The following is a 26,366-nucleotide window of genomic DNA, read 5'->3' as shown; positions in this document are numbered from 1 at the left end:
GCATGTGCGGTATCGCGGGGCTGTTCTACCCCGCCACTCCGAAGCCGGTGGACCCGGCGCGCGTGCGCGCGATGGCCGACGCCATGGCGCATCGCGGCCCCGACGGCGCGGGCGTGTGGACCGCACCCGGCGTCGGGCTGGCGCATCGCCGGCTGGCGGTGATCGACCCCGCCGGATCGCCGCAGCCGATGGCGAGCGCGGAGGCGCGCTTCACGATCGTGTTCAACGGGGAAATCTACAATTTCAGATCGTTGCGACACGAATTGATCGCGCGGGGTCATGTCTTTGCGACCGATGGCGATACCGAGGTGCTGTTGCAGGGCTATGCCGCCTGGGGGCCGGCGCTGCTCGACCGGCTGGTGGGGATGTTCGCCTTCGCGATCCACGACGCGGCGACGCGGACGTTGTTCCTGGCGCGCGACCGGCTGGGGGTGAAGCCACTCCATTATGTCGAGTTGGCGGACGGAGCATTGGCCTTCGCGTCCGAGCTGAAGGGGCTGATGGTGCATCCGCTGCTGCGGCGGGTGCCCGACGTGCGCGCGGTGGAGGATTACCTCGCCTATGGATATGTGCCCGACGACGCCTGTCTGCTGGCGGGGGTGCGCAAGCTGGCGGCGGGGCATTTCCTGCTGGTGGAGCGCGGAAAGCCGGTGCCGGCGCCGCGGCGGTGGTGGCAGGTTTCCTTCGCCGAGCGGGCGAGCGGATCGGCCGCGGCGCTGGAAGAGGAGGGGCTGGCGCTGCTGCGCGAGGCGGTGCAGTCGCGGATGGTGGCGGACGTGCCGCTGGGGGCGTTCCTGTCCGGCGGGGTCGACAGCTCGACCGTCGTCGCGCTGATGGCGGAGGCGAGCCGGCAGGCGGTCGTCACCTGTACGATCGGGTTCGATGCGGCGGGGCACGACGAGCGCGCGTTCGCAGCGGAAGTGGCGCGGCGCTTCGCGACCGATCATCACGAGCGGGTGGTGAGACCGGACAATATCGCGACTTTACCTATACTTGTAGCAGCTTTCGACGAACCGTTCGCGGATGCGTCCGCGCTGGCGACCTATCAGGCGGCGGCGCTGGCGCGCGAGCATGTGACGGTCGCGCTGTCCGGCGACGGCGCGGACGAGGCGTTTGCGGGGTATCGCCGGCATCGCTTCCATGACGCCGAGGAACGGGTGCGCGCATGGATGCCGGGCGGGTGGCGTGCGGCGGTGTTCGGCGGGCTGGGCACGCTGTGGCCGAAGGCGGACTGGGCGCCGCGGCCCCTGCGCGCGAAGACGACGCTGCTGGCATTGGCAGGGGACGGGGACGAAGCCTATGCGCGCGCGGTCGGGGTAACGTCGCCTGCGCTGCGCGGGCAGTTGTTCTCGGACGAGGCGCGGCGTGCGCTGGCGGGGCACCGCGCGGAGGATCGCTATGTCGCCGCGATGCGGGCGGCGCCCGCGCGCGAGGCGCTGGACCGCGCACAATATGCCGACCTGACGGTCTGGCTGCCCGGCGACATCCTGACCAAGACCGATCGCACCAGCATGGCGGTGGGGCTGGAGGCGCGCGAGCCGCTGCTGGATCATCGGCTGGTCGAGTTCGCGGCGCGGCTGCCGGCGGCGATGCGGTTGCGCGGCGGGCGGGGCAAGTGGCTGATGAAGCGCGCGATGCGGCGGCATTTGCCCGATACGATCCTGCACCGCACGAAGATGGGGTTCGTGACGCCGGTGTCGGTATGGTTCCGCGCCGCGCTGGCGGAGGAGGGCGCGGCGCTGGGGCGGTCGCGGCTGCTGGCGGAGACGGGGTGGTTCGACCTGGACCGGCTGTCGCGGCTGGCGGAGGCGCATCGCAGCGGGCGCGAGGATCACGGGCGCACCTTGTGGCAGTTCGTGATGCTGGAGCGCAGCCTGGCGCGGATGTTCGGCTAATCCCCCGAATCCGGCGTTCGGTTCATGGATGCCGTCATCCCGGGCTTGACCCGGGATCCCGCTTTTTCTTCGGCTACCGTGCGGGAGGAGCGGGACCCCGGGTCAAGCCCGGGGTGACGGTAAGGAACCGAACCCCTTGTTCCACGAGACTGGTCTCTTGCGGTCGTGGCCGTGAGCGGCGATGGCCGCGGCGATGATCGCGGATTTCCTTGGACATGGCGGGCGGATCGACGCGGCGATGCGCGCGTGGCCGGAGGCACCGCGGCCGTGGCTCGACCTGTCGACGGGGATCAATCCGCAGCCATGGGCACCGCCCGCGGGCCTGACGGTCGACGCGGCCCCGCTCCCCTCCCGTGCGGCGCTGGCGGCGCTGGAGGCGAGCGCGGCGCGGACGTTCGGCGTCGCGGCGGAGCGCGTCGCGGCGGTACCGGGAAGCGAGATCGCGCTTCGCCTGCTGGCGGCGATGGGGCTGCCGCGGCCGATCGTGGCGCCGGGCGCGGGCTATGCGACGCACCGCGACGTGGCGGATGCGCAGGAGGGTGCGGGGGGAACGCTGCTGCTCGCCAATCCCAACAACCCCGATGGTCGACTGATCCCGCCTGCGGGCCTGCTGGCGATGGGGGAAGGGCGCTGGCTGGTGGTGGACGAGGCGTTCGTCGATGCGCAGCCGGAGGCGAGCGTGCTGCCGCTGGTGGACGAGGCGGCGCCGGTGGTGGTGCTGCGCTCGTTCGGGAAGTTCTTCGGGCTGGCGGGTGTGCGGCTGGGTTTCGTGGTGGCGCCGGCCGCGATCCTCGCACGGCTGCGCGGGTTGCTGGGCGACTGGCCGGTGTCGGCGCAGGCGATCGCGTGGGGGGCGGCGGCCTATGCCGACATGGCATGGATCGCGCGGACACGAGAAACGCTCGCATCTCGGGCGAGGCGGCTGGATGCGCTGCTCGCTTCGCATGGTCTGGCAGCTGTGGGTTCCAGCCCATTGTTTCGACTGGTCGTTCACGACGATGCGCGCGCCATCTTCGGGCGTCTGGCGCAGGCCGGGGTGCTGACGCGGCCGTTTGCCGGCCGGGCGGACTGGCTGCGGTTCGGTCTGCCCGCGGACGATGCGGAGTTCGCGCGGCTCGACCGGGCGCTGGCGGATGGCTGATCCCGTCGCCGTCGCGGCGTTGCTGATCGATGCCGCGTGCGGATGGCCGGCGTGGCTGTATGCGCGCGTCGGGCATCCGGTCGGCGCGTTCGCGCGCGCGATCGGGATGGCGGAGCGGCGCTGGAACCGTGCGACGCGATCCGAGGCCGCTCGGCGGCGGCTGGGGCTGGTGACGATGGTGCTGCTGATCGGTGGCGTGATCGTCGCGGGCTGGGCGGCGGAACTGGCGGCGCGGGAGTTGCTCGGGGGATATGCGTGGGTCGCGGTGGCCGTGCTCGCCTGGCCGGCGCTCGCGGTACGGAGCCTCTACGACCATGTCGTGCCGGTCGCGCGCGCGTTGACGGACGCAGACCTTCCCGCGGCGCGGCGGGCGGTGGCGATGATCGTCGGGCGCGACACCGCGGCGCTCGACGAGGGCGGGGTCGCCCGCGCGGCGATCGAAAGCCTGGCGGAGAGCTTCTGCGACGGGGTCGTGGCGCCGCTGTTCTGGCTGGTCGTCGCGGGACTGCCGGGGGTGTGGGCGTACAAGGCGATCAACACCGCGGACAGCCTGATCGGGCACCGCGAGGAACGCTGGCGCGCGTTCGGCTGGGCCGCGGCGCGCATCGATGACGGCGCGAACCTCGTCCCCGCGCGGCTGGCGGGCGCGCTCGTCTGTATGGCGGGCGGCGGCGGGTGGCGCGTGATGGTGCGCGATGCGCGGCGTCATGCCTCCCCCAATGCAGGCTGGCCGGAGGCGGCGATGGCGGGGGTGCTGGGCATCGCGCTGGCGGGGCCGGTGGCCTATGACGGGGTGGCGCACGACAAGGCGTGGATCGGTGATGGGGGGCGCGCGGCCGCGACGGGCGACCTGTGGCGGGCGCTGGCGGTCTATCGCCGGGCGTGCGTGTTGCTGGTGGTACTGGCGGGGGTGGTCGCATGGTCGCGGTGATGATCCAGGGAACCGGATCCGACGTGGGCAAGTCGGTTCTGGTCGCGGGGCTGTGTCGCGCGCTTGCCAACCGCGGGATGCGGGTCCGGCCATTCAAGCCTCAGAACATGAGCAACAACGCCGCGGTGACCGCGGACGGCGGCGAGATCGGGCGCGCGCAGGCGACGCAGGCGATCGCATGCCGCACCCCCGCCAGCGTGGACATGAACCCGGTGCTGCTCAAGCCGCAGGGGGACCGTACCTCGCAGATGGTGGTGCGGGGGCGGGTGCGCGGTGTGCTCCACGCCGCGGCGTGGCGCAGCGGGCGCGACGGGCTGCTGCCCGAGGTGATCGGGAGCTTTCGCCGGCTGGAGCGGGACGCGGACGTCGTCGTCGTGGAGGGGGCGGGTTCGCCCGCGGAAACCAATCTGCGCGACGGCGACATCGCCAACATGGGCTTCGCGCGCGCGACCGGCGTGCCGGTGGTGCTGGCGGGAGATATCGATCGCGGCGGGGTGATCGCCTCGCTGGTGGGAACGCATGCGGTCATCGACCCGGCCGATGCGGCGATGATCCGTGGCTTTCTTGTCAACAAGTTCCGCGGTGATCCTGCGTTGTTCCGCGAAGGGATGGAGGCGATCGCGGCGCGCACCGGCTGGCGCCCGCTGGGGATCGTGCCATGGCTGGCGGCGGCGCGGCGCCTGCCGAGCGAGGATGCGGTGGTGCTGGAGCGCGCCGCGCCCGCGTCGCACGGACGGCGGGTGATCGCCTGTCCGATCACGCCGCGGATCGCCAATTTCGACGATCTCGACCCGCTGAAGCTGGAGCCGTCGGTCGATCTGGTGATGGTGCCGCCGGGACAGGTGATCCCGGAGGCGGCGATGATCGTGCTGGCGGGATCGAAAGCGACGCGTGCCGACCTGAATTTCGTGCGCGCGCAGGGGTGGGACGTCGACATTCGCGCGCACGTGCGGCGCGGGCGGCCGGTGCTGGGGCTGTGCGGCGGCTATCAGATGCTGGGGCGGCGGATCGCCGATCCGGACGGCGTGGAGGGAGAGCCCGGCGACAGCGTGGGGCTGGGGTTGTTGCAGGTCGATACCGTGCTGACCGGCGACAAGAGAGTGACGCAGGTCGCGGGCGAGGCGCTCGGCGCCCGCTTCGGCGGGTATGAGATCCATGTCGGGCGCACCGACGGCCCCGATACCGCCCGGGCCGTGGCGCGGCTGGACGACGGCCGGCGCGACGGGGCGATGAGCGCGGACGGGCTGGTCGCGGGCAGCTATATCCACGGGCTGCTGTGCAAGGCCACGCAGCGCGCCGCCTGGCTGGCGCGGATCGGGGCCGACGCGCAGGGGCCGGACCATGCGGCGGCGGTCGATGCCGCACTCGACGAGCTGGCGGCGGGGCTGGAAGCGCATCTGGACATCGACGCGATCGTCGCGATCGCGCGCGAAGGGGTCTGACCGGCGGGCGACGCATTGCCGCCCGCCGGCGTCCGTCCGGTCAGAAGCGACCGCGCAGCCCGGCGTAGATGCTGCGGCCCAGCGTCCCGTATTCGAAGATCGTGCGGTACGATTCGTCGAGCACGTTCTCTCCGCGGATGAAGACGCGCACGTCGCGCGACAGCGGATATTCCGCGCGCAGGTCGACCAGCGTGTAGGGCGACAGGCGGGTGCGCGAAAAGTCGGTGTTGTTGAAGTCGAACGTTTCCCCCGACCAGCGCACCGCCGCCCCGAATGACGGCCCGGCATCGGGGAAGCTGTAGTTCGCGCTGGCATTGGCGGTGTTGCGCGGGCGGCGGAGCAGCTGCTGCGGTATCGCGCCAGGCGAGCGATCCTCCGATGCGATCCAGCTGTAATTGGCGTCGAGCGACAGGCGCTCGCCGAGCGCGACGTGACCCACCGCCTCAACACCCTTGGCGAAGGCACGGACGACATTGGCATAATAGCCGAAACGCGGCGTCGTGGTGCCGGGGATCACGCACAGCGACGGGTCGGCCGCCGGGCAATAGGCGAAGTCGATGCGGTCGCGCGTGCGGCGCTCGAAATAGGTGCCGCCGATGGTGACGGCGCCGTCGAGGAAGCGCTGCTCGACGCCCGCCTCCCAGCCCTTGGCCCGTTCGGGGCGCAGCGCCTGATTCCCGTAGATCGAGAGCAGCTGATACAGGGTCGGCGCCTTGAACCCCTCGGAATAGCTGGCCCGGATGACGGTGCCGGTGGGGAGCGCCCAGACGCCGCCGCCGGAGAACAACGTCTGCCCGCCGAAGCGGTCGTTGTCGTCGTAGCGGACGCCCCCGGTCAGCGTCAGCCCGGTCAGCACCTGCGCGTTGAGCTGTCCGTAGACGCTGGTGATTTCCGCGCGACCCCGATCGGGGGCGGGAACGGGCTGCGACAGGCTGGCGGGGGGCGATACGGTGCGGAAGCGGCTGACCTCGTTCTCCACGCCGAAGACCGCGTCGATGCCGCGGGCGACGGCGAACGTGCCCTGATATTCCAGCCGATGATTGCGGCCGATGCCGTCGAAGGTCTGCGGACGCGCACGCGTCGGGTCGATATCGTCGCGATCGGTATTGGTATAGGTATAGGCGAAGCGATTGCGGAACCGCCCGTCGAGCAGCGCCACGTTCAGCCCGGCATAGCCGACGAATTCGCGGTTGAGCGCATAGTCGAGCGTATCGCCGCCGAAGCCGTCGGTATCGGTGCGGCCGTTCGAATAATAGCCGCGCACGTCGGCGCTGACCCCGGAGGCGAGGTCCAGCACCGCGCGCCCCGCCACCGACTGGTTGCGGTAGCCGTCGAGCTCCCGTCCGCCATAGGCCGGCGCGATGGCGGAGATGCCGCGGGTGTAGAACGTCTGTCCGCCGACGCGCCATGCCAGCGGCCCGGTGCGCCCGCCGGCCGCGGCGCGCGCGCTGACGGTATCGCGGCTGCCGCCCTCCAGGTCGACGCTGCCCTCCAGCGCGCGCTCCGGCAGCGGGGTGACGACGTTGACGACGCCGCCGATCGCCTGGCTGCCCCAGAGCGTCGACTGCACGCCGCGCAGAACCTCGATCCGGCTGGCGTCGCCGGTCAGCAGGTTGGCGAAATTGTACGCGCCGCCGATCGCGGAGGGATCGTTGAGCTTCACGCCGTCGATGACGACCACGGTCTCGTCGGCCTCGGCACCGCGGATGCGGACCTGTGTCGCGGTGCCGTAGCCGCCGTTGCGCGACAGCGAGACGCCGGGGGTCCGCACCAGCAGGTCGGCCACCGACAGGTCGCCCATGCGATCGATCGTCGCCTTGTCGAGCACGGTGATCGAGGCGGGTACGCGGTCGATGCTGGTCGGGGTACGCGTCGCCGCGGTGACGACGATCGCGCCGGCGGGGGCGTCCTCCGCCGTGTCGACGACGGGCGCCGCCGCGGCATCGGGCGCGCTGGCGGTGATATTCGCCTGCGCGACCGCAGCGGCGGGCAGCAGGGCCGGCAGGATCGATGCGATCCCGTTGAGCAGTCGATGGTTCTTCATTCAGTCCCCCACGTCGCGACGCCCCCACCCGGACATGCGGGGGAGGTCGATGGCCTCGTCGTTTCGCGGGTTCACCCCCGTCCGTCCGGCGCACCCTGGCCGGTCGAAGAACGACCGCGACGGGCAGGTCTCCTGGCTTACGGGTCGATGCCGGATCGCGCCGCCTTCTCAGGACCGGATCGGTCCCAATGGCATGTGGCGCGATGGCTCGCCGTTCACAGTTGCAGGGGCAGCCGGGGCTTCGACCCCGTTCCCTTTTGATCCCCGGCGGGGAACCTGTCGCAGGCGCGCCCTTAGGCGCAGTCGCTGCGGTGCGTCAACGGGGCGCCACGTCAGGCGACGTCGCGGGCGGGGGCGGTGCCGACGAAGCGCAGCAGATCGTCGAAGCCCATCGGACGCGCGACGAAATAGCCCTGCGCGTAATCGCAGCCGGCGTCCTTCAGGAAGGCCAGGTTGGCGGCATCCTCGATCCCCTCCGCCACGACGCGCAGGCCGAGCGTGTGGGCGAGGTCGATCGTCGAGCGGACCATCGCCGCGTCGTCGCCGCGGACGTGCGCGAACTGCACGAACTTGCGATCGATCTTGACCTCGCTGAGCGGCAGCTCGCGCAGGTAGCTGAGCGTCGACTGGCCGGTGCCGTAATCGTCCATCGAGATGGCGATGCCGCGGTCGCGGAAATGGTGGAGGGTCGCGACCGCGGCATCGGTGTCGGCCATGGCGGCGGACTCGGTCACTTCGAAGATGAGCGCGTCGGGGGGGACGACGGCCGCGTCCAGCAGCCGGTCGACCGCGGCGGCGAACGCAGCGGACGTCAGCAGCCGGGCCGAGATGTTGATCGCCGCGGTCATCGTCTCGCCCGCGTCGCGCCAGTGGCGCACGTCGCGGATCACGGTTTCCAGCACGTGGAGCGTCAGCGGCGCGATGCGATCGGTCTGCTCGGCGAGCGGGATGAACAGGTCGGGGCGGACCAGCCCGCGGACGGGATGGCGCCACCGCACCAGCGCCTCGACACTGGCGATGCGGCCGGTCGCGAGCGCGAGCTTGGGCTGGTAATGGACCAGTATCTCCCCGGCGCCGATCGCGCGGTCCAGCTCGCCCATCAGCGAAATGTCGCGCTCCAGGCTGGTGCGATCGATCGCGGAGAGCATCCAGAAGCGCCCCTCGCCGGCGGCGGTGCCGGCCGCGAGCGCCGCGGCGGCGAGGTCGCCCTGTTCGGCGACGCCGATCGCCACGGCCACGTCGACCTTGCGTCCCGCGACCTCGACCGGCTCGAGCAGGATGGCGCGCAGCGCGGCGATGCTGTCCTCGACCGGCTGATCGTCGGACAGCGCGAAGGCGAGCTGATCGCTGCCGATGCGAAAGGCGGCGTTGTCGGCCGCGCCCAGCCGCATCCGCTCCGCGGTGCGGACGATCGCCTGCGCGACCAGATCGCTGCCGAGGACCGCGCCCAGCGCGTCGAGGTTCGTGATCTGCGCGACCGCGACCGGGCGGGTCGTGGCGGGGAAGGCGCGGCGGTTGGGCAGGCCGGTCGCCTCGTCGGTGAGGCGCGCGGCGTGCATCTCGCGCATGACGTTGCGGGTCGCAGCGAGGATCGCGGCGGCGACCAGCGTGACCAAGCCGGGGGCAAGCGGCAGGATCAGGTCGGCCTGGTGCTGCGCCGCCAGCACGAGCGCCGCTTGCGCCGCGGTCGCGACGACGAAGGCGACGGCGACCCGCGTGTTGCGGCGTGCACGGATCGTGGCGAGGGCGAGCAGCAGCGCGATGCCGATGGGGATCAGCCCGCTGCCGCGCACGGGTATGCCCGCGAGCAGCGTCTCGGTCGCGAGCGCCTGGATCGTGACCCCGGGCAGCACGCCCCACAGCGGGACGGGATAGCGGTCGCCCATCTCGATCGCGGTCGCGCCGATGACGACGTGGCGCCCGCGCACCGCCGTGGGATCGAACGCGCCGCGTTCGACGGCGACGAAGCTGAGCCGGGGAATGGTGGTCGGCTCGATCGCGACGTCGATGGGAAAGGTGGTGTCGGCGGTGCCGGCGCGGGAGGCGACATAGGCCGACAGCGACGGACGCGGCGTGCCGGCGGTGATGGTGGCGAAGGGCATCGCGCGGACCAGGCCGTCCGCATCGGGCGCGATGCTGACCGAGGTGAGGCTGCTGGACGCCCGGAAGGCGGGAAGCGGCAGCGCGTCCAGATTGCGCCGGTCGCCCGCGCCCGCGACCTGGGCGAAGGTCGGCAGCGTGATCCGCCCCTCCGCCCGCGCCAAAGCGGCGGCGAGTTTCGCGTCCTCCGCCGGCTCCGACGGGGTCGAGAAGTCGACGTCGAACGCGATCGTCGCGGCGCCGGCGGCGTGCAGGCGGTCGACGACGCTCGCATAATGGCCGCGCGGCCAGGGCCAGCGCCGGATCTCCGCGACGCTGCGCGCGTCCATCTCGACCAGGACGACCTCGCCGCTCGCGGCATGCTGGCGCACGCCGTAGCGCAGCGGGTCGAGCGCGCGGTCGAGCGGGCCGCCGATGGCGGGCAGGAGCGTCAGCAGCCCCGGCAGCGCGACCGCGGCGAGGATCGCCCAGGTGCCGGCGCGCCGCATCAGAACGCCCGCGACAGGCGCAGCGAAATGCGCGGCCGGCGGTCGCCGGTGTCGAAGCGATCGGCGTTGAGCGGCAGTGCCATCTCCACCATCCAGTCGAACCGCCCGGTGCCGATGCGGGCGCCGACGCCGGTCGACGCCAGCGTCCCGCCGCCCGAGCCGCCGCGCAGGTTGCCGACCGTGCCGCCATCGGCGAAGCCGTACAGCTGCAGCCGGTCGACCACGCTGCCCTCGATGCCGCCGATGGTCGCGCGCACCTCGGCCGAGGCCATGATGCCCTTGTCGCCCGTCCGCTCGGCATAGTCGTAGCCGCGCACGAAGGCCGGGCCGCCGAGCCCGATCTCCGCGGTCGCGAGCAGCGGCCGCGACGCGACCTGCCCGGCGCCGGCGACGACGAGGCTGAAGGGACCGCCCAGCGGGCGCGTCCAGTCCGCGACAAAATTGGCAGCGACGTAGCGCGCGTCGCCGTCGAAGCGGGACGCCAGCACCGAGCCGGCCCTGGTCGCGCCCGACACCGGCAGGCCGGCGATACCGGCGAGCTCGCCACGCAGCGTACCGCCGCCCAGCAGCGCCGCACCGTTCAGCGTGCCGGACAGCGTGGTCAGCCGGTCGCGGCGCAACTGCTGCCCCGCAATCGTCTGATCGGTGCCGAGCGTGCGCAGCTCGACCCCGGCCCACAGGCTGCGCGCGCGGGTGCGCACGACGGGATATTGCCACGTGATCGCGAGGTCGCGGCTGCGCCCCTCGATATCGAAGGCCTTGATCGCGCCGCCGGGCTGCGACCGGGCGACCGAGCCGGACAGCGACAGCACGCTGCCCGACGTCCCGACGTTGGTCGCGTAACGCGCGCGCAGGAAGGCGAATTCGGTCGGTTGCAGCGGCGTCTGCGAGGCGATCAGCGTCAGCTCGTCGCCCGAGTGAAGGGTATCGCGCACCACGCCCATCAGCGTCGACCGGACCGGGCCGACCTCCCGGCTGCCGCGGTTGTCGATTTGTGCGTAGGCCGAGAAGCGGTCCTGCTGCGCGGTCACCAGCAGGATGCCGAAGCCGTCCTGCCGGGTCAGCCGGCTGCCGGTGATGCGTATCCCCGGCAGGTCGCCCACGAGCAGCAGCGCACGCTCCAGTTCGTCCCGCCGCACCGGGCGTCCGGTCGCCAGCGCGCGGGACAGGATACGGTCGGCAGCGATGCTACGGACGCCGACCACCCGCACCGCGTCGACGCGGCCCAGCTCGAGCCGGACGCGCAGGACGCCGTCCGCCATCGCCTGCGGCGGGACGATCGCGGTGGCGAAGGGATAGCCGCGCGCGCGCGCCACGTCGGCGATGCGGCCGGCGAGGCGGGACAGGTCGGCGCGGCTCATCGCCTGGCCCAGCGACGATGCGATGACATCGGCGAACAGCGCGGGGGAAAGGCGGTCCTGCCCCTCCACGACGATGGCGCGCACGACGCCGGTCGTGGCGGAGTCCGAACGGGCGACGGGCAGATCCGCGGCGGGCGGGGGCGTCGGTGCCTCCGCCGGAGCGACCGGCGCGGGGAGGGTGCGCTCGATCAGCGTCGGATCGGCGCGATCGAGCGCGGTCTGCGCCGATCCCGTGGCAGGAATGATCGCGATCGTCAGAGCCACGACCCACGGCAGTACGCGACGCATATTCGATCAACCCCAAGCGCTATGGCTTGCGGTCCTGCCGCGCAATGTCTTGTGATTTCGTTAGAGCGGCGAAAAACGTGGCTAACGCCGCTTCACCATCAAGACGAACGCGATCTCAAGACCGGCGCGCCGATGCGGGGGAGAACGGCCGGGCAGGGCATGCTGTCGGTCACGGGAGACTTCGATGCGCCGCCCCTTCCTCGCCCTTCTCGCGGCCGGTTGCTCGACCGCCGCCCTCGCCGGCCCACCGGGCTGGACCGTCAGCGAGGCGAGCGGCCCGGTGACGATCGCCCGCGCCGGCATCGGCCGCGTGGCGACGCGCGGTGCCGCGGTCGGGGCCGGTGACGTCGTCACCACCGGACGCGGCGGGCGCGCCGTGCTGGTGCGCGGGACCGAGGTGATGATGGTCGCGCCCGCGTCGCAATTGCGGCTGCCCGCGGAGGAACAGGCCAGCGGCGTGACCCGCGTGGTCGAGGAATTCGGCAACGTCGTCTTCATGATCAAGAAGAAGATGACCCCGCATTTCGAGGTAAAGACACCTTATTTGGCGGCGGTGGTGAAGGGTACGACCTTCTCCGTCGGGGTGAGCGCCGAGGGCACGTCGGTCCAGGTGCTGGAGGGCGCGGTCGACGTCGCCACGCTGGACGGCGGCGCGCACGACCTGGTCACGCCCGGCGCGATCGCGATGGTGTCCGCTGTCGACCGGCTGCGCATGACGATCGAGGACAATGGACGATCGCGGGTGATCGAATCCCCCGACGCGCCGGCATCGGCCGCCCCCGCGCCGGTCACGCCGGTCGTGTCGTCGGCGGTGGAGCTTCCGGCACCGGCGGTGACGGAGGCGGTCTATGCGCCGGCCGTGTCCCTCGCCACGACGACCGACGGTCTGGTCACGGGCACGGTGGGCGGCGAGATCGCGGCGGTGGGCGCGGCGACCCGCAACGCAGCCGAGGCGGCGGGATCGGCGACGCGGATCGTCGAGGCGGCGGCGCGGATCGTCGAGGCGCGATCCGCGTCGGCGGCGGCGGAGCAGGGCGCGGCGACGTCCGACGCGGCGGCTCAGGCCGCCGGCAAGGCCAAGGCGGACGCCGAACGCCAGGCGGCCGAAGCCGCTGCGGCGTCGGCCAAGGCGGAAGAGGAGGCCGCGAGCGCGCGCGCCGCGCAGGAGCGGAGCGACGCGGCCAGGGCGGCCAGCGCGGCGGCAGCGGCCGAGGCGGCGAAGAACGCCGCCGATGCGGCAGCCGCGGCGGAGCGCGCCCAGGCGGAGCGTCTCGCCTCGGCCGCTGCGCAGGCCAGGGCCGAGGCGGATGCCGCCGTTGCGGCGCGCGAGGCGGAGGATCGCAACCGGACCGCGGCCGCGCTGGCGGCGCAGCAGGCCGAGCAGGCGCGGCAGGCGGAAGCCGCCGCGGCGGCGCGCGTGGCGGAGGCGCAGCGCGTCGCCGCCGAAGCGGCTGCCGCCGAGGCGGAGCGCGTGCGTCAGGAGGCGTCGCGCATCGCCGCGCAGGAAGCCGCGCGCCAGGCCGCCGACATCGCCGCGCAGGCGGCCGAGGCCGCGGCACGCGCGAACGACGCGGCGACGCGCGAGGCGGCGGATCTCGCCGCGCGCCAGGCCGCGACCGCTGCCGAGGGATCGCGGCGCGCCGCGGAGGCGGCGGAGCGTGCCGCCAGCGACAAGGCGGCGCGCGATGCCGCCAAGGCCGCCGCCGACGAGGCCGCGGCGGCGGCGCGCGCGAGCGAGCGCGCCGCCAAGGAAGCCTCCGACAAGGCGGCCCGCGACGCGGCGGAGGAGGCCAAGCGCGTGGCCAAGGCTGCCGCCGACGCCGCCAAGGCCGCGGAGAAGGCCGCGAAGGATGCCGAGCGGGTCGCGGCGGATCAGGCCGCGCGTGAGGCCGAGAAGGCGGCGCGCGACCAGGCGGCGCTGGTGGCGGCCGAAGAGGCGGCGCAGGCAACCAGAGCGGCGGAGAAGGCGAGGAAGGATGCCGCCGCCGCCGCGGCCGAGAAGGCGGCGCGGGACGCGGAGGACGCCGCCGCAAAGGCCGCGAAGGCCGCGGCGCTCGAACAGGAAAAGGCCGCCGCCGAAGCCAAGGCGCAGGCCGACAATCTGCTGAAAAACGTCGTGCAGGCAGCCGACCAGGTCGTCAAGGATACCGGCAAGCAGGCGGAGGAGGCGGCGAAGAAGCTGCAGGACCTGCTGAAGGGCATCCGCGGGTAACGGCCGGCGCGCGCCGTCACGTGACGCCTTTGTCCGCCGCCTCGATCCGGAGCCTTGGCGCGGATCGTCGCTGCCATGTGCTCGATCTCTCCGCCGGCGGCGTGCCGATCGACTGCCGGGGGGGAGGTCGGATCGGGCAGGGGCCTCCCGGTCACGCCCCATTTTCAAGCGCGAGAGGCCGGTCCGCTGGAACGACGGCGTGAGGATCGGGGCAGTTTTGCCGGAAAGCCTGTCGGAACATGTCGACTAGGCACACCTCTGCCATCGCCGGAAACGGCTGTTTTCTGCGATGGAGGGTGGTGGACGCACTTGGGCTCGAACCAAGGACCCGCTGATTAAGAGTCTTAAAACCAGTTGTGCGCTCGATTGCGACGAGCTACGCTGAGACTGGCTAACACCATGTAATTGCCTGGATTGCACTGCGGTTGCCTACGCTAGGCATTGCCGTGATTCGCTGCAATCTGCTACCTGTTCGCTACTTGGAACGGAGTGGGTAGCATGAAAGCAAAGCTGACGGTTCGGGGGGTCGAAGCGATCAAGCCGGGTGCGACTGACGTAATCGTCTGGGACAGCGAGCTTGTCGGGTTCGGCTGCAAGGTGACGCCCAAGGGCAAGCGCTCCTACTTCCTCTATTACCGCACCAAGGAGGGGCAGCAGCGTAGGCCCACGATCGGCGTGCATGGCCCGATGCGGCCGGAGGCGGCACGGGAGATTGCGCGCCGCTGGCTTGCGGACGTAGCACAAGGGAAAGACCCGTCACACGCGCGGACACAGGACCGCGCCGCGCCGACCGTGCGGGAGCTATGCGCGCGCTACATGGCGGAACACGCGGAAACCCGGAAGAAGGACAGCTCCATCCGCAACGATCGGCGGTTGATTGACGTCCATGTCCTGCCGGCGATCGGGACGAAGAAGGTGGCTTCCGTCACCCGTGCCGACGTTGCCGGGCTTCACCATGCGCTCCGCGCCACGCCATATGAAGCGAACCGGATGCTGGCAATGGCGAGCAAGATGTTCAGTCTTGCCGAGCGCTGGGGCTTGCGCCCGGATAACTCCAATCCCGCGAAGAACATCGACCGCTACCGGGAGGAAAAGCGGGAACGCTATCTGACCAGCGCTGAGGTTGCCCGGCTCTGGCAGGTGCTGAACTCCGATGCCGCCGCCGCGAAGGCGTCGCCAGCCGCGATTGCCGCGATCAAGCTGTTGATGCTCACCGGGCGGCGCTTGAACGAGGTGCTTGGGCTGAAATGGGCGTGGGTCGACCTAGATGCCAAGGTGTTGCGGCTGCCGGACACGAAGAACGGGGCGTTGCTGGTATCGCTCGGCGACGCAGCCGTTGCCGTGCTTACCGAGCTGAAAGCAAGCGGCCGCGATGACACCTACGTCATTGCTGGGCAACGCAAAGGCGCGTCGCTGGTCAACCTGCAAAAGCCGTGGCGAGCCCTTCGAGCGCTGGCAGGGCTGGACGACGTTCGCATTCACGACCTACGCCATACGTTCGCCAGCATCGGCGCGGGCATGGGCATGTCGCTCCACATGCTCGGGCGGTTGCTCGGGCACACGCAAGCCGCAACGACCAGCCGCTATGCACATCTTGCACAGGACCCCGTGCGAACCGCCGCCGACGCGATCGGCGCTGAACTGATGCGGCTTGCCGTTGCAAGCGATCAAGCTCCCATCTAGCCCTCACATTGCCCAAGCCAAAACTTGACCTGTTTTTGCAGTTCGGTTCCTTGTGTCTGCACTGCGTTGATCTGATCCATCGAAGGCGTTCCCCGCAGCGAATTGCCCAAGGCAGCAAGCGATACAGAACCACCGTTAGCATCAAGCCTTGCAACATTTGACGTGAAGACAGCGCGAGCGGACTTTGAGTATGCGAAGAACGCTTTGCCTACATAGCCGCCAAACCGGTTCTTGGCGTTATATGATCCACAGATCAGCGGCGTCTTCGTCCCGTCCTCTGCCAGCGCGGATCGAGTTTGACCGACCTCGAATTGAGCCGACGCCGGATCAATTAAAGATGCACGGATAATACTTTTCGCTTCGGCTACATCGACCGTATCGTGCCGCCGAGAGGCGCTGCCTTTCTGACCGGTTGGAGCGGCTTGTACAGCGTAGCTGGTTAATAGGATTGCGACGGCTGCAACCCTCGCCCGGACTAACCGCCTTCTACCTTCAGTTCTCATGTGCTTCTCCCCTTTTTCGGGAGCGCTGCCCGGCTGAAGCCGGGCGTGGTAATCCCTGCACATGGCACAAGGCGCGGACGCCTTTGGGCCGAAACCTTGGACATGCGCGCCCGCCGCCCGGCCACAGAAGCTGTGACCGGCCCACGTTCGTCTGGGGATTACCAGCCCCCACGCTCAGGACATACCAAGCGCGCGTTCTTAGTCGCACGTCCAACGATGCCGCGCAACGCGGCGGACAACACGCCTCCGACTCGGCTTATCGATGGAGCGCAACGGTTCGACTCAACGGCAGGGTGGTTGCCCAACAACCAGTAGCGGCGGGCAGCGGCGATTGTCAGTGCCGTGCGTAACCAGTCGCACAAGGATTACGCCAAATGACAACCGCCCGTTTGCTCCGTGAGACAGATGCCGCCGATTATCTCGGCCTTGCTCCTAAGACCCTGGCGCGGTGGCGGTGGGCTGGAAAAGGTCCTTCATTTCATAAACTCGGCTCGGCCGTGCGCTATTCAGTCGAAGAACTCGACTTGTATATCTCCGGCGCGGCGGTTGCACGATGAACGCGGTTTCTTCCGCCGCCGCCGACTATGCCGCGCGTGGCTTCCCCGTGCTGCCGTTGAAGTCGAGGAGCAAGCATCCTGCCACCCGGCACGGGAAGAATGACGCCACGGCTGATGCGGGACAGGTGGCGAGCTGGTTCCCGCCTGACACCGACCGTAACGTCGGCATCGTGACCGGCGAACAGTCGCGGCTGATCGTGGTCGATATTGACCCGCGCAATGACGGCGACGCCGGTTTCGATCGGCTGGAACGCACCTATGGCAAGCTGCCCGACACCATGCGCGCCAAGACGGGCGGCGGCGGGCGGCATCTGTATTTCCGCGTTCCGGCCGGGACGGACGGGCTGAGTGATCGGCCCAACGTGGCGAGCTACCGGGGCGTTGACGTGAAGGCGGGCGGGTATGTTGTCGCTGCTCCCAGCATCCATGAGTCCGGCAACCCCTATGCTTGGGAGAGCGACGCGCCGATTGCCAACGCGCCCGATTGGCTGATTGACCTTGCACGCGGCGGCAAGCGCATCAAACCGGCCGCGTCGGCGTCCAGCGGTTCAATCGCTGAGGGCGGGCGCAATGACACGCTGTTCCGCATGGCGAGCGGGTTGCGGGCGCGTGGGCTTTCCCCTGAGGCGATCCGTGCCGCCGTAACAGCGGAGAACGAAGCGTGTTGCGTGCCGCCGCTCGGCGCCGATGAAGTCGAGCGCATCGTCAACAGCGCCATGCGTTACGAACCGGGTTCCGATCACGCTGAAACCGAGCTGGGCAATGCCCGTCGGCTGGTCGAGCTGATGGACGGCAGCGTGCGATATGAACCAGCTTCGCGCGACTGGTTCGTCTGGGACGGCCGCCGCTGGGGGCGTGATGAAGAAGGCCAAGTTACCCGCTTGGGCAAGCGCGTGGTGGACGGGCTGCTATCCGCCGCAAAGCTGGTCAATGATCCCGAAACTCTCAAGCGCCGTGTCGCCTTCGCCCACAAGTCGCAATCGGCCGCCCGCATCGCGGGTATGGTGGAGCTGGCGAAAACGGAACCGGGCGTGCCCATCGCCTTCGACGCCTTCGATCGCCAGCCGCACCTCCTGAACGTGGCGAACGGGATGGTTGACCTGCGGACGGGGGAGCTGTTGCCGCACGACCGCAACACTTTCGCTACCCACATCATCGACATTGATTATGACCCGGCCGCTGCCTGTCCCGTGTTCGAGCGGTTCATTGCCGACGTGCTGGCACATGACGCCGAGCTGGTCGAATACGTTCAGCGTGCGATTGGCTATGCAGCTACCGGCGAAACGCGGGAGCAATGTTTCTTCGTGCTTCACGGCGAAGGGGCGAACGGCAAGAGCACGGCCCTGAACGCCGTCCGCTCCGTGCTCGGCTCCTACGCCAAGCATACGCCGACTGACACACTGGTCGCCAAGGCGGGCGGCGCATCTAATGATCTGGCTCGGCTTGCTGGCACACGGTTCGTGACCGCCTCTGAGGCGAACGCCGACCAGCGGCTCGCCGATGCGCTGCTAAAGCAAGTCACCGGCGATGAGCCGATTGTCGCGCGGTTCCTGTTCAAGGAGTTCATCTCCTTCCACCCGACGTTCAAGTTGTTCCTCGCCACGAACCAGCTGCCTCAGGTCAACGGCAACGACCCGGCGATCTGGCGACGCATCCGCACGATTCCGTTCACCCGCGTCTTTACGCCTGAGGAACAGGACCGGGAGCTTGGCGACAAGCTGGCAGCAGAACAGGCTGGCATCCTCGCGTGGATCGTGAGCGGCGCGGCAAGCTGGTATCGGAACGGGTTACCGACGCCCGCTGCCGTGAAGGACGCGAACGCGGAATACCGCTCGGAGATGGACTCCGTTGGGCAGTTCATCGAGGAACGATGCGACGTGGCAGCCGACGCAGCCGTGTCGGCATCATCGCTCTATGAGCGCTATCGCCACCATTCCAACGACAACGGTCGCTCGCCTGTCAGCCTTACCATGTTCGGACGGGCGCTCAGCGCGCGCGGGTTCCCGACTGAGAAGCGCGGCGGCGGCGCGAAATACCGCGTCGGCTTGAAGCTCCGCGTTGGCCTTTAGGAGAGAACGCCATGAATCTACGCTCCCACGCCTTCCTTGCCCTGCTCGCCCATGCCGCGAATGAGGGCATCCGAACCGGCCGCTTCGACCCGGCCGCGCCAAACCGCAATCCGATCGAGCCGCGCACGTCCGTTCTGTTCGATGCGCCGCTCGGCTCCGTTCCCATGCGGGTGAGCATGAGCGACTGGCGCTTCGATGAAGCCCGCATCGCGGTTTCCGCCTGGCCCATGCCCGATGTGGACCGATGGGTCGAAGCCGTGAACGCGAAGGCGCTGGCAGGCGACGTTACCGCGATCGGCAATCTTGAACGCAAGAACGGCCGGTTGATGCTGTTCAACCCTTTCGACCCGCTGGTGTTCATGCGACAGAACCGCCGTGCTGCGTTGCTGGCGCTGCCGATGCCAAGCGAGACCGCCGATCCGCTCCGGCTCTACCCGCGCTATCTCAGCTTCGCCGCCGCCGCATGAACGGGTTGGGACGGTTGGGACAGTTTGGGACCGTTACTCATGAAGCTGCCCTACCGCTGATTTTCCCGGCACTTAATAGGTCAACTGTCCCAACTGTCACACTGTCACAGTTTCAGAAAAATGAGAGTGAGAGGCGTGCCACCGTGGCAACGCGGTTTCGATGACCAGTTCTCACTCAGAACGAGCGCTGAGGGTCGAAGGAGAACCGTGGCAGCCGGTTTACCCGCCTAAGCGAGGGCAGGACCGGACAGCGTTCCACGCCTTCATGCTCCTGCCCGGCCTGTCCCTGTCATTCTATGCGGCAGCGCTTGATCGCTCCCGTTCATCGGTTGCGACCTACCGGGCAGCAGCGATTAACGCGGCACAATCTGACCCGGCGATCATGGCAGCCGTTGACGCCGCTATCTGGGCGATGCGAGCCGAACACGGGCTGCAAATGGCGCGCCTCAGGGGCGGCGCTCAGCTTTCTGCGTGGTCGCGGCTGGCGATAGGTGAGTATCGAAAGCGGGGCTTCTCCCGCCACGAGATTGCCGCCGCGTTCCGCTGTTCGCCCGGCACGGTACGCAACGTGCTACAGGGCAAGGGAACGGCCTACGCCCTGTTCTCAGGCGAGCGTCGCCTAACGCACGCCCAACAGCATCCGCCCGGCCGCTGGCAGCGGGGAAGCAAGCGCACTCACGCGAGCGTTTGACATCGGGGAAGGCGCTGGCGAGTGTTGCGAAAAGGGGAGACGCTCATGGATGCTGCCGGGACGGTTATTGCAGTCCTTCTGTTGCTATCGCCGCTCGCGCTGATTGCCGTTCTGATCCTCTGGCGAAAGGCGACGAAGCGCGCACGCGCGGCGGAAGAACAGCTTGGAGAGACACGGGAGCGCTTCGCGGGTATCGTCGACTTGGACGACGAAAAGGCCAAGGTGAATGCCGAGTTGGTGGCAGCGCGAACAGCAATCACCGATCTGCAAACCAGCTACGGCGAGAAGCGCGCAGTTTACGACCGGCTCACGCACGAGATTGCGATCTTCGATGAGCGGTTATCTTTCGCGGAAATGGGCGTCTATGAGCCGCACTTCGAGTTCTCCGACAGTGAGGCATACAAGTCGGCAATCACCAACGTCCGCGACAATCAGAAGCGGATGATCTCGGACAAAACCGCGGTCTATTGCACGACGACTTGGAGCGTTGACGGCAGCGCATCCAAGGGAAAGTCGATGACAAACCGGAACATCCGCCTGACGCTTCGTGCGTTCAATAACGAATGCGACGCTGCCATTGCTAATACTCGCTGGAACAATGTAAATGCGATGGAGAAGCGCATCCTTCGCGCTAAAGAACAGATTGAAAAGCTGAACGCGTCCAATGCAATATTTGTTAGCTCCGAATTTTTGAAGCTGAAACTGGAAGAACTTTACCTCACGCATGAATACCGGGAGAAGGTGAAAGCCGAACGGGATGAGCGGGCGGAAGCCGTGCGGCTGGCACGCGAGGAACAGAAGCTCTTGCGCGACATGGAAGAAGCTCAAGAGCAAGAGGAGTACTACGCCCGTTTGCTCGACAAGGCCAAGGCCGAAGCGGCGAACATCGTGGGTCCGAAGCTGGACGCCTTCGCCGACCAGATTGAGGTGCTTGAACGCGATCTTGCCGAAGCCCGCGCCAAGGTGGCACGCGCGCAAGCTATGGCCGAGCGGACCCGCTCCGGGTACGTTTACATCATAAGCAACATCGGCTCGTTCGGCGAAGGCGTCGTGAAAATCGGCCTCACGCGAAGGCTCGACCCGTTGGACCGCGTTCGAGAGCTGGGCGACGCCAGCGTCCCGTTCATTTTCGACACGCACGCCATCATCTACAGCGATGACGCTCCATCGTTGGAACGCGCGCTCCATGCCGAGTTTGAGCCGACGCGCGTCAACGCGCAGAACTACCGCAAGGAGTTCTTCCGCGCGTCGCTGGACGAAGTTGAGGCAGCCGTTCAGCGGCTCGCACCTGACGCCCCCTTCTTCAAGGACGTAGAGGCTCAGGAATACCGCGAAACCCTGCACCGCCGCCGACAGGCGCTTGAGAACGTGGACGCCGCGCTTGAGCCGTTCCCCGCTGAGATATGACAAGCGGGCGAGGTTCCATTGCCCGCTCGACGCGCTGCCCTCGTCACGGCAGCCCGGCCGTTCCGAAAACGCGAAAAATGGAATTGGACCGGGGAGGGGGCTATCGCATTAGGACCGGACGCTGGCGCGCAAAAAGTGTGTTACCCTTCCGAGCTGAAACGCCGAGCTACCTATTTGCTACTTGGCCTCGCGCGAGCGCCACTCGGCGCCCGCTAAGTCGTTGAAAAATGGTGGACGCACTTGGGCTCGAACCAAGGACCCGCTGATTAAGAGTCAGCTGCTCTACCAACTGAGCTATGCGTCCATTTTTCCGGGAGCGGGCGGGTCCGTCAGGAGCCGTCCGCGTCGGGAAGCGCGCCTCTAGCAACGCCTTTCGTGGTCGGCAACACCTAATTTGCGTTTTTCGCCCATCACCAGCGCGAGCGCTTTCCGATCGAGCGATCGATGCCCATCAGGATGCCGAGCGAGATCAGGACCGTCATCTGCGCCGAGCCGCCGAAGCTGACGAGCGGCAGCGGGATGCCGACGACGGGGGCGAGGCCCATCACCATCATCAGATTGATCGCGAGGTAGAAGAAGATCGTCGTCGCCAGCCCCGCCGCGGCCAGCTTCGCGAAGCGATCCTCCGCCCGCACGCCGACGTTCACGCCCCAGCGGATGACCAGAAGGAAGGCGATGATGAGGAACGCTCCACCCATCAGTCCCCATTCCTCCGCCATGGTGGCGAACACGAAATCGGTATGGCCCTCGGGAAGATAGTCGAGATGGCTCTGGGTGCCGTTGAGGAACCCCTTGCCGAACAGCCCGCCCGAGCCGATCGCGATCTTCGACTGGCTGATGTGGTAGCCGGTGCCGAGCGGATCGCTTTCCGGGTCCATGAAGATCAGCACGCGGTGGCGCTGATAGTCGTGAAGAACGTAATTGACCGCGAGCGGGATGGCGAGCGCGGCGCCGACCGCGCCGCCGATGAACAGGCGTAGCGGGATGCCGGCGAGGAACATGACCGTCGCGCCGCCCGCGCAGATCATCAGGCCGGTGCCGAGATCGGGCTGGAGCATGACGAAGGCGGCGGGCAGGCCGATCAGCACGCAGGCCGGCCATACCGCCTGGAAGCGCCGCGTCTCCGCCGCGGGGAGCATGTCGTAGAACCGCGCCATCGCGAGCACGATGGCAAGCTTCATCATTTCCGAGGGCTGAATGCGGATCGGGCCGAAGCCGAGCCAGCGCTGGCTACCCCCGCGTACCGCGCCGAGCAGCTCGACCAGAACCAGAAGAACCAGAAACAAGCCATAGATCCAGAAGGCGTATTTCTTCCAGAACTCGGTTGGTACGCGCGACAGCGCCACCGCGCCGATCAGGAAGACGCCGAAGCGGATCCCCTGCGGCAGGACCCAGGGCCGGATGCTGCCGCCGGCGGCCGAATAGAGCACGACGAGCCCGAAACTGCCGATCGCCAGCACCAGCAGCAGCACGCGCCACGGCAGCCGCGCGAGCGTGGCGGGGACCACGATCCCGTTCATCGCGGTTCCTGCGGCGCAGAAGCCTCGCGGTCGAGCGGTGCGGCGCGGCGTTCCGCCTCGGTTTCCGGCTCGGGGGAGCCGGTGCGGGCAGGGCCCGCGCCGTTTGCGATGTCGCGCGCCATCGCCTCGGCCGACGCGTTGGAGGCGTCGGTCGCGGCCTCCACCGCGCGGGCGTCCGTCGCCGGCTTGTCCTCCGCCTCCTCGCCGACGGCGGCGGGCGCGGCGTTCGCGGCGCGATAGGCGGCCGCCTGCGCGGCCATGCGGGTGCGGATGTCGCCGCCCCAGGTCGGCTCGACCTCCGCCAGGCTCTTCAGCGCGCGCTCGCGGTCGAAGAGATAGGTCATGATGTCGCGTCCGATCATCGGCGTGTCGAGGTTGCGGACCGTATGGCCGTTGTGCTCCAGCACGATCGCGGCGGCGTAGCGCGGGTCGTCGTAGGGAGCGAAGCAGACGAACAAGGCGTGGTCGCGCAGCTTGAAGGGCAATTGCCCGTTCGACAGCACGCCCGCGCGCCGCTCCGCCATGGTGATGCGGCGGACCTGCGCGGTGCCGGTCTTCGCGGCGAGGCCGATGCCGGGCACCTGCATCCGCGCCGCGCCGCCGGTGCCGCCGCCGTTGACGACGCCGTTCATTGCCTCGCGGATGATCCGGAAATGCTCGGGATCGATCGCGAGCGGTTGCGCCTGCGGCTTGTAGAGGTCGCGGATGATCGTCGGCTGCAGGTCGCGGCCCGAGGCGATGCGTGCCGACATGACCGCGAGCTGGAGCGGGTTGGCGAGCACATAGCCCTGGCCGATCGAGGCGTTGAGCGAATCGGCGACGGTCCAATCGGCGTGATATTTCCGTCGCTTCCACGCGCTATCTGGCACCGTGCCGTAACGCTGGGTGGCGAACGGCAAATGGAATTTCTGTCCCAGTCCCAGCGCGCGCGCGACCGGGGCGATCCGGTCGTAGCCCGCGCGGCGCACCATCTCGTAGAAATAGATGTCGCAGCTCTGCTCGATCGCCTGTTTGAGGTTGAGCGGGCCGTGACCGCGGCGCTTGTGGCAGTGGAAGACGCCGGTCCCGACCCGCATCGCGCCCGAGCAGAACACGCGCTCCTCCGGCGACACGCCCGCCGCCAGCAGCGCGAGGCCGTTCATCGGCTTCACGGTCGAGCCGGGCGGGTACAGCCCCTGCGTGACCTTGTTCATGAGCGGCACGTGATCGTCCGCGCTCAGCATCTTCCATTCGAGGTGGCTGATCCCCTCGGAGAAGCTGTTCGGATCGTAGGCGGGCATGCTGACCATCGCCAGCATCTCGCCAGTCCGGCAGTCGAAGACGACCGCGGAGCCGGAATTGGTGCCCAGCCGACGCGCGGCATATTCCTGCAAACCGGCGTCGATCGTCAGGTGGAGCGTGCGCCCGGGCTTGTCGGGGCGGGTGGCGAGTTCCTTGACCAGCTTGCCGCGGGCGGTGACCTCCACCCGCTTGGCACCGGCGGTGCCGCGGAGCACGGGTTCCATCGTCTTTTCAAGCCCGTCCTTGCCAAGCTTGAAGCCGGGTGTGACGTAGAGCGGATCGCGCGTCTTCTTATACTGCTCCGCCGTCGCCGCGCCGACATAGCCGGTCAGATGCGCCACCGCCGCGCCTGCGGGGTAGAGCCGCGCGAAGCCGCGGGTGGGGGCGACGCCGGGCAGCTCGGGCTGGCGCACCTGGATCGCGGCGAAACGGTCCCAGTCGATATTCTCGGCGATCTCGACCGGCTGGAAGCCGACCGCCTTTTCCAGATCGGCGTCGATCCGCGCCATATCCTCGTCGGTCAGCGACAGCAGCCGGCGCAGCTGCGCGAGCACGCGATCCTTGTCCTCCAGCCGGTCGGGGATCACGTCGACGCGGAAGTCGGTGCGGTTGCTCGCGATGGGCTGACCATGGCGGTCGACGATCCAGCCGCGGCGCGGCGGAATCATCGTCATGTTCACGCGATTGCTCTCGGAGAGCAGGCTGTAGCGTTCGTTCTGCGCGATCGCGAGCCAGCCCATCCGCCCGATCAGCAGCGCGCCGACCCCCGCCTGACCCGCACCGAGCAGCCAGGCGCGGCGCGAGAAGCTGTACGCCTGCGTCGCCTGCGTCATCACCTTGGGCGCGCGCGCCATCTACAGCGCCCGCTTGAGGTCGATCCACGCCACCATGCGCGCGGTCGCCGGGAAGATGAGGATCGAGATCACGATCTGGAGCAATAGCACGCTATCGACATGCGCGCCGAGCGGTGTCGCGACCAATCGTCCGCCGCCCAGGCACAGCGCGATCGCGACCGCGGCGATCGCCCAGCTTTGCACGAAGTCGCGCACGCCCGACCGTGCGTCCATCGCCTCGACCAGGAAATAGGCGAGCATCCACAACAGCATCGCGCTGCCGACCGGCTGGCCGGAGACGAGGTCGTCGAACAGCCCCAGCAAGGCGGGCGCCCAGATACGCAGCGACAGCGGCGCGAGCAGCCGCCACGACAGCATCATCAGGAGGCCGAACGGCGGGAGCAGCGGCAGCGTCGCGCCCCAGGGAAGCACCGTCACCAGCGATCCGGCCATCACGCTGGTCCACGGCAGCAGCCGCGCGCCGTGGCGCGGCAGCGGTTCCTCGAACGGGCGGCGGGGAGCGCGGCTCACGAATCGGTGGCGGAGGGCGAGGGGGCGGGGGAGGGCACGGGTGCGGGGGCTGGTGGCGGGGGCGGCATGAACGCAGGATGCACGATCGCGATGTCCAGCACGTCGGCGCGCGCGAACGGGCGCGCGGGCGCATTCTCGCTCCCTGCCTGGAGCACGCGCGCGACCGGCACGCCGGGGACGAAGATGCCGCCGGTGCCCGAGGTGACGAAGATGTCGCCGGGCCGGAACCGTCCGTCCGCGGTGTCGATGGTGCGGATGTCGATCAGCCCGTCGCCGCGCCCCGCCGCCAGCGCGGGGCGACCGTCGCGGACGCGGACCACGGGCACGACGCTTTCCGCGTCGGTGATGAGGAGGACGCGCGCGGTGTTGGGGCCGGTATAGAGGATGCGCCCGATGAGCCCCTCCGGACCACTGACGGGCTGCCCCTCGGCCACGCCCTGCCACGCTCCGGCATTGAGCAGGCCGTAGCGGCGCGTGCTGGACGCGGTGGTGCTGACGATTCGCGCGGTCGTCACCACATCGGGCAAGCGGTCGCGCAGCCGCAGCAGCGCGCGCAGCCGTGCGTTCTCCAACTGGGCACGCCGCCCCGCGATCAGCGCGCCGCGCGCGCGGTCCAGCCGTGCGCGCAGCCGCTCGTTCTCGTCATGGACGCGGAAATAGGTGCCGATCGTCTCCGGCACGCTGGCCACCGCGCGGACGCCCGCGCCCAGCACGGCGGACACCGGCGCGGTCAGTTCGGCGACGCCGGCGCGCGCCATGGCGAAGGCGGCGGGATTGAACGTCGAGAGCGCGAGCAACGCCGCCCCCACCACGGCCAGCGCAATGCCGAGGATGTAGGTGAAGAACAGCCCATATTGTGCGCGCCGCGAGAAGCCCGGGCGCCGATCCCGCGACGGCGCCATTGCCGCCTTCTCCCGCCCCT

The 26,366-nt window shown here is 69.2% G+C and carries 19 protein-coding genes, 1 tRNA gene and 1 riboswitch; of the genes, 11 read left to right on the top strand and 9 right to left on the bottom strand.

Going from position 1 to position 26,366, the window contains the following annotated elements:
• Nucleotides 1-2: 2 nt before the first annotated feature.
• The 4 genes from PGN23_RS12865 (at nucleotide 3) to PGN23_RS12850 (ending at nucleotide 5,409) form a co-directional block, all read left to right on the top strand.
• Complete coding sequence (locus tag PGN23_RS12865) at nucleotides 3-1,895, top strand: XrtA/PEP-CTERM system amidotransferase (RefSeq protein WP_335303314.1); 1,893 nt, start codon at nucleotides 3-5, stop codon at nucleotides 1,893-1,895.
• A 193-nt stretch (nucleotides 1,896-2,088) separates the two neighbouring features.
• Complete coding sequence (locus tag PGN23_RS12860) at nucleotides 2,089-3,036, top strand: aminotransferase class I/II-fold pyridoxal phosphate-dependent enzyme (RefSeq protein ID WP_335303313.1); 948 nt, start codon at nucleotides 2,089-2,091, stop codon at nucleotides 3,034-3,036.
• Complete coding sequence (gene cbiB / locus PGN23_RS12855) at nucleotides 3,029-3,967, top strand: adenosylcobinamide-phosphate synthase CbiB (RefSeq protein WP_335303312.1); 939 nt, start codon at nucleotides 3,029-3,031, stop codon at nucleotides 3,965-3,967. Before PGN23_RS12860 ends, cbiB begins: the two co-directional genes overlap by 8 nt.
• Nucleotides 3,955-5,409 (top strand): cobyric acid synthase, encoded by a 1,455-nt coding sequence (locus PGN23_RS12850; RefSeq protein WP_335303311.1) that lies wholly within the window; start codon nucleotides 3,955-3,957, stop codon nucleotides 5,407-5,409. Before cbiB ends, PGN23_RS12850 begins: the two co-directional genes overlap by 13 nt.
• Before the next feature lie 40 nt (nucleotides 5,410-5,449).
• Here PGN23_RS12850 and PGN23_RS12845 read toward each other — a convergent pair whose 3' ends face one another.
• The 3 genes from PGN23_RS12845 to PGN23_RS12835 all read right to left on the bottom strand — a co-directional run bounded on the left by PGN23_RS12845 (nucleotide 5,450) and on the right by PGN23_RS12835 (nucleotide 11,690).
• On the bottom strand, nucleotides 5,450-7,453 hold the full coding sequence (locus tag PGN23_RS12845; protein WP_335303310.1) for a TonB-dependent receptor plug domain-containing protein: 2,004 nt from the start codon (nucleotides 7,451-7,453) through the stop codon (nucleotides 5,450-5,452).
• Nucleotides 7,454-7,558: 105 nt separating this feature from the next.
• A riboswitch (cobalamin riboswitch) is annotated at nucleotides 7,559-7,748 on the bottom strand.
• Nucleotides 7,749-7,785: 37 nt separating this feature from the next.
• Nucleotides 7,786-10,041, bottom strand: a complete 2,256-nt coding sequence (locus PGN23_RS12840; protein ID WP_335303309.1) for a putative bifunctional diguanylate cyclase/phosphodiesterase — start codon at nucleotides 10,039-10,041, stop codon at nucleotides 7,786-7,788.
• A complete protein-coding gene (locus PGN23_RS12835; RefSeq protein ID WP_335303308.1) occupies nucleotides 10,041-11,690 on the bottom strand; it encodes a ShlB/FhaC/HecB family hemolysin secretion/activation protein in 1,650 nt (549 codons plus the stop codon). Before PGN23_RS12835 ends, PGN23_RS12840 begins: the two co-directional genes overlap by 1 nt.
• Before the next feature lie 184 nt (nucleotides 11,691-11,874).
• Between PGN23_RS12835 and PGN23_RS12830 the strand changes: the two genes are divergently transcribed.
• Nucleotides 11,875-13,902 carry a FecR family protein gene (locus tag PGN23_RS12830; RefSeq protein ID WP_335303307.1) on the top strand — a complete coding sequence of 676 codons (2,028 nt, stop codon included), beginning with the start codon at nucleotides 11,875-11,877 and terminating at the stop codon, nucleotides 13,900-13,902.
• A 498-nt stretch (nucleotides 13,903-14,400) separates the two neighbouring features.
• Nucleotides 14,401-15,585, top strand: a complete 1,185-nt coding sequence (locus PGN23_RS12825) for a tyrosine-type recombinase/integrase (protein ID WP_335303306.1) — start codon at nucleotides 14,401-14,403, stop codon at nucleotides 15,583-15,585.
• On the opposite strand, the gene PGN23_RS12820 is transcribed toward PGN23_RS12825, so the two are convergent.
• Entirely contained in the window at nucleotides 15,582-16,088 is a 507-nt protein-coding gene (locus PGN23_RS12820) for a hypothetical protein (RefSeq protein WP_335303305.1), read from the bottom strand. The genes PGN23_RS12825 and PGN23_RS12820 overlap by 4 nt on opposite strands.
• Before the next feature lie 374 nt (nucleotides 16,089-16,462).
• Here PGN23_RS12820 and PGN23_RS12815 point away from each other — a divergent pair, with 374 nt between their 5' ends.
• From PGN23_RS12815 to PGN23_RS12795, 5 genes are all read left to right on the top strand, one after another.
• Nucleotides 16,463-16,645 (top strand): helix-turn-helix transcriptional regulator, encoded by a 183-nt coding sequence (locus PGN23_RS12815; protein WP_335303304.1) that lies wholly within the window; start codon nucleotides 16,463-16,465, stop codon nucleotides 16,643-16,645.
• Nucleotides 16,642-18,714, top strand: a complete 2,073-nt coding sequence (locus PGN23_RS12810) for a phage/plasmid primase, P4 family (RefSeq protein WP_335303303.1) — start codon at nucleotides 16,642-16,644, stop codon at nucleotides 18,712-18,714. Before PGN23_RS12815 ends, PGN23_RS12810 begins: the two co-directional genes overlap by 4 nt.
• A gap of 11 nt (nucleotides 18,715-18,725) precedes the next feature.
• Complete coding sequence (locus PGN23_RS12805; RefSeq protein ID WP_335303302.1) at nucleotides 18,726-19,181, top strand: hypothetical protein; 456 nt, start codon at nucleotides 18,726-18,728, stop codon at nucleotides 19,179-19,181.
• A 160-nt stretch (nucleotides 19,182-19,341) separates the two neighbouring features.
• Nucleotides 19,342-19,872, top strand: a complete 531-nt coding sequence (locus tag PGN23_RS12800; RefSeq protein ID WP_335303301.1) for a hypothetical protein — start codon at nucleotides 19,342-19,344, stop codon at nucleotides 19,870-19,872.
• 45 nt (nucleotides 19,873-19,917) lie between these two features.
• Nucleotides 19,918-21,279, top strand: a complete 1,362-nt coding sequence (locus PGN23_RS12795) for a DUF4041 domain-containing protein (RefSeq protein WP_335303300.1) — start codon at nucleotides 19,918-19,920, stop codon at nucleotides 21,277-21,279.
• A gap of 228 nt (nucleotides 21,280-21,507) precedes the next feature.
• Here PGN23_RS12795 and PGN23_RS12790 read toward each other — a convergent pair.
• The 5 genes from PGN23_RS12790 to mreC all read right to left on the bottom strand — a co-directional run bounded on the left by PGN23_RS12790 (nucleotide 21,508) and on the right by mreC (nucleotide 26,346).
• A tRNA-Lys gene (locus PGN23_RS12790) sits at nucleotides 21,508-21,583 on the bottom strand.
• Between the two features lie 106 nt (nucleotides 21,584-21,689).
• Complete coding sequence (rodA, locus tag PGN23_RS12785; RefSeq protein ID WP_335303299.1) at nucleotides 21,690-22,799, bottom strand: rod shape-determining protein RodA; 1,110 nt, start codon at nucleotides 22,797-22,799, stop codon at nucleotides 21,690-21,692.
• Nucleotides 22,796-24,934: a penicillin-binding protein 2 gene (gene mrdA / locus PGN23_RS12780; protein WP_335303297.1), complete on the bottom strand. Its 2,139-nt coding sequence runs from the start codon at nucleotides 24,932-24,934 to the stop codon at nucleotides 22,796-22,798. The genes rodA and mrdA overlap by 4 nt, the downstream gene beginning before the upstream one ends.
• Entirely contained in the window at nucleotides 24,935-25,444 is a 510-nt protein-coding gene (locus PGN23_RS12775) for a rod shape-determining protein MreD (protein WP_335303296.1), read from the bottom strand.
• Nucleotides 25,441-26,346 (bottom strand): rod shape-determining protein MreC, encoded by a 906-nt coding sequence (gene mreC, locus PGN23_RS12770; protein ID WP_335303295.1) that lies wholly within the window; start codon nucleotides 26,344-26,346, stop codon nucleotides 25,441-25,443. The genes PGN23_RS12775 and mreC overlap by 4 nt, the downstream gene beginning before the upstream one ends.
• Between the last annotated feature and the right edge of the window lie 20 nt (nucleotides 26,347-26,366).

Source organism: Sphingomonas adhaesiva, assembly GCF_036946125.1.
Lineage (GTDB): Bacteria > Pseudomonadota > Alphaproteobacteria > Sphingomonadales > Sphingomonadaceae > Sphingomonas > Sphingomonas adhaesiva_A.
This window is presented reverse-complemented; position numbering and strand designations above follow the sequence as displayed.

What these genes read in the sequence shown, in the direction of transcription:
- mrdA (WP_335303297.1), bottom strand. Translation starts at nt 24,934, where the DNA reads ATGGCGCGCGCGCCCAAGGTGATGACGCAGGCGACGCAGGCGTACAGC.
- cbiB (WP_335303312.1), top strand. Translation starts at nt 3,029, where the DNA reads ATGGCTGATCCCGTCGCCGTCGCGGCGTTGCTGATCGATGCCGCGTGC.
- PGN23_RS12860 (WP_335303313.1), top strand. Translation starts at nt 2,089, where the DNA reads ATGATCGCGGATTTCCTTGGACATGGCGGGCGGATCGACGCGGCGATG.
- PGN23_RS12865 (WP_335303314.1), top strand. Translation starts at nt 3, where the DNA reads ATGTGCGGTATCGCGGGGCTGTTCTACCCCGCCACTCCGAAGCCGGTG.
- PGN23_RS12840 (WP_335303309.1), bottom strand. Translation starts at nt 10,041, where the DNA reads ATGCGGCGCGCCGGCACCTGGGCGATCCTCGCCGCGGTCGCGCTGCCG.
- PGN23_RS12815 (WP_335303304.1), top strand. Translation starts at nt 16,463, where the DNA reads ATGACAACCGCCCGTTTGCTCCGTGAGACAGATGCCGCCGATTATCTC.
- mreC (WP_335303295.1), bottom strand. Translation starts at nt 26,346, where the DNA reads ATGGCGCCGTCGCGGGATCGGCGCCCGGGCTTCTCGCGGCGCGCACAA.
- PGN23_RS12810 (WP_335303303.1), top strand. Translation starts at nt 16,642, where the DNA reads ATGAACGCGGTTTCTTCCGCCGCCGCCGACTATGCCGCGCGTGGCTTC.
- PGN23_RS12830 (WP_335303307.1), top strand. Translation starts at nt 11,875, where the DNA reads ATGCGCCGCCCCTTCCTCGCCCTTCTCGCGGCCGGTTGCTCGACCGCC.
- PGN23_RS12820 (WP_335303305.1), bottom strand. Translation starts at nt 16,088, where the DNA reads ATGAGAACTGAAGGTAGAAGGCGGTTAGTCCGGGCGAGGGTTGCAGCC.
- rodA (WP_335303299.1), bottom strand. Translation starts at nt 22,799, where the DNA reads ATGAACGGGATCGTGGTCCCCGCCACGCTCGCGCGGCTGCCGTGGCGC.
- PGN23_RS12800 (WP_335303301.1), top strand. Translation starts at nt 19,342, where the DNA reads ATGACCAGTTCTCACTCAGAACGAGCGCTGAGGGTCGAAGGAGAACCG.
- PGN23_RS12805 (WP_335303302.1), top strand. Translation starts at nt 18,726, where the DNA reads ATGAATCTACGCTCCCACGCCTTCCTTGCCCTGCTCGCCCATGCCGCG.
- PGN23_RS12795 (WP_335303300.1), top strand. Translation starts at nt 19,918, where the DNA reads ATGGATGCTGCCGGGACGGTTATTGCAGTCCTTCTGTTGCTATCGCCG.
- PGN23_RS12835 (WP_335303308.1), bottom strand. Translation starts at nt 11,690, where the DNA reads ATGCGTCGCGTACTGCCGTGGGTCGTGGCTCTGACGATCGCGATCATT.
- PGN23_RS12850 (WP_335303311.1), top strand. Translation starts at nt 3,955, where the DNA reads ATGGTCGCGGTGATGATCCAGGGAACCGGATCCGACGTGGGCAAGTCG.
- PGN23_RS12845 (WP_335303310.1), bottom strand. Translation starts at nt 7,453, where the DNA reads ATGAAGAACCATCGACTGCTCAACGGGATCGCATCGATCCTGCCGGCC.
- PGN23_RS12825 (WP_335303306.1), top strand. Translation starts at nt 14,401, where the DNA reads ATGAAAGCAAAGCTGACGGTTCGGGGGGTCGAAGCGATCAAGCCGGGT.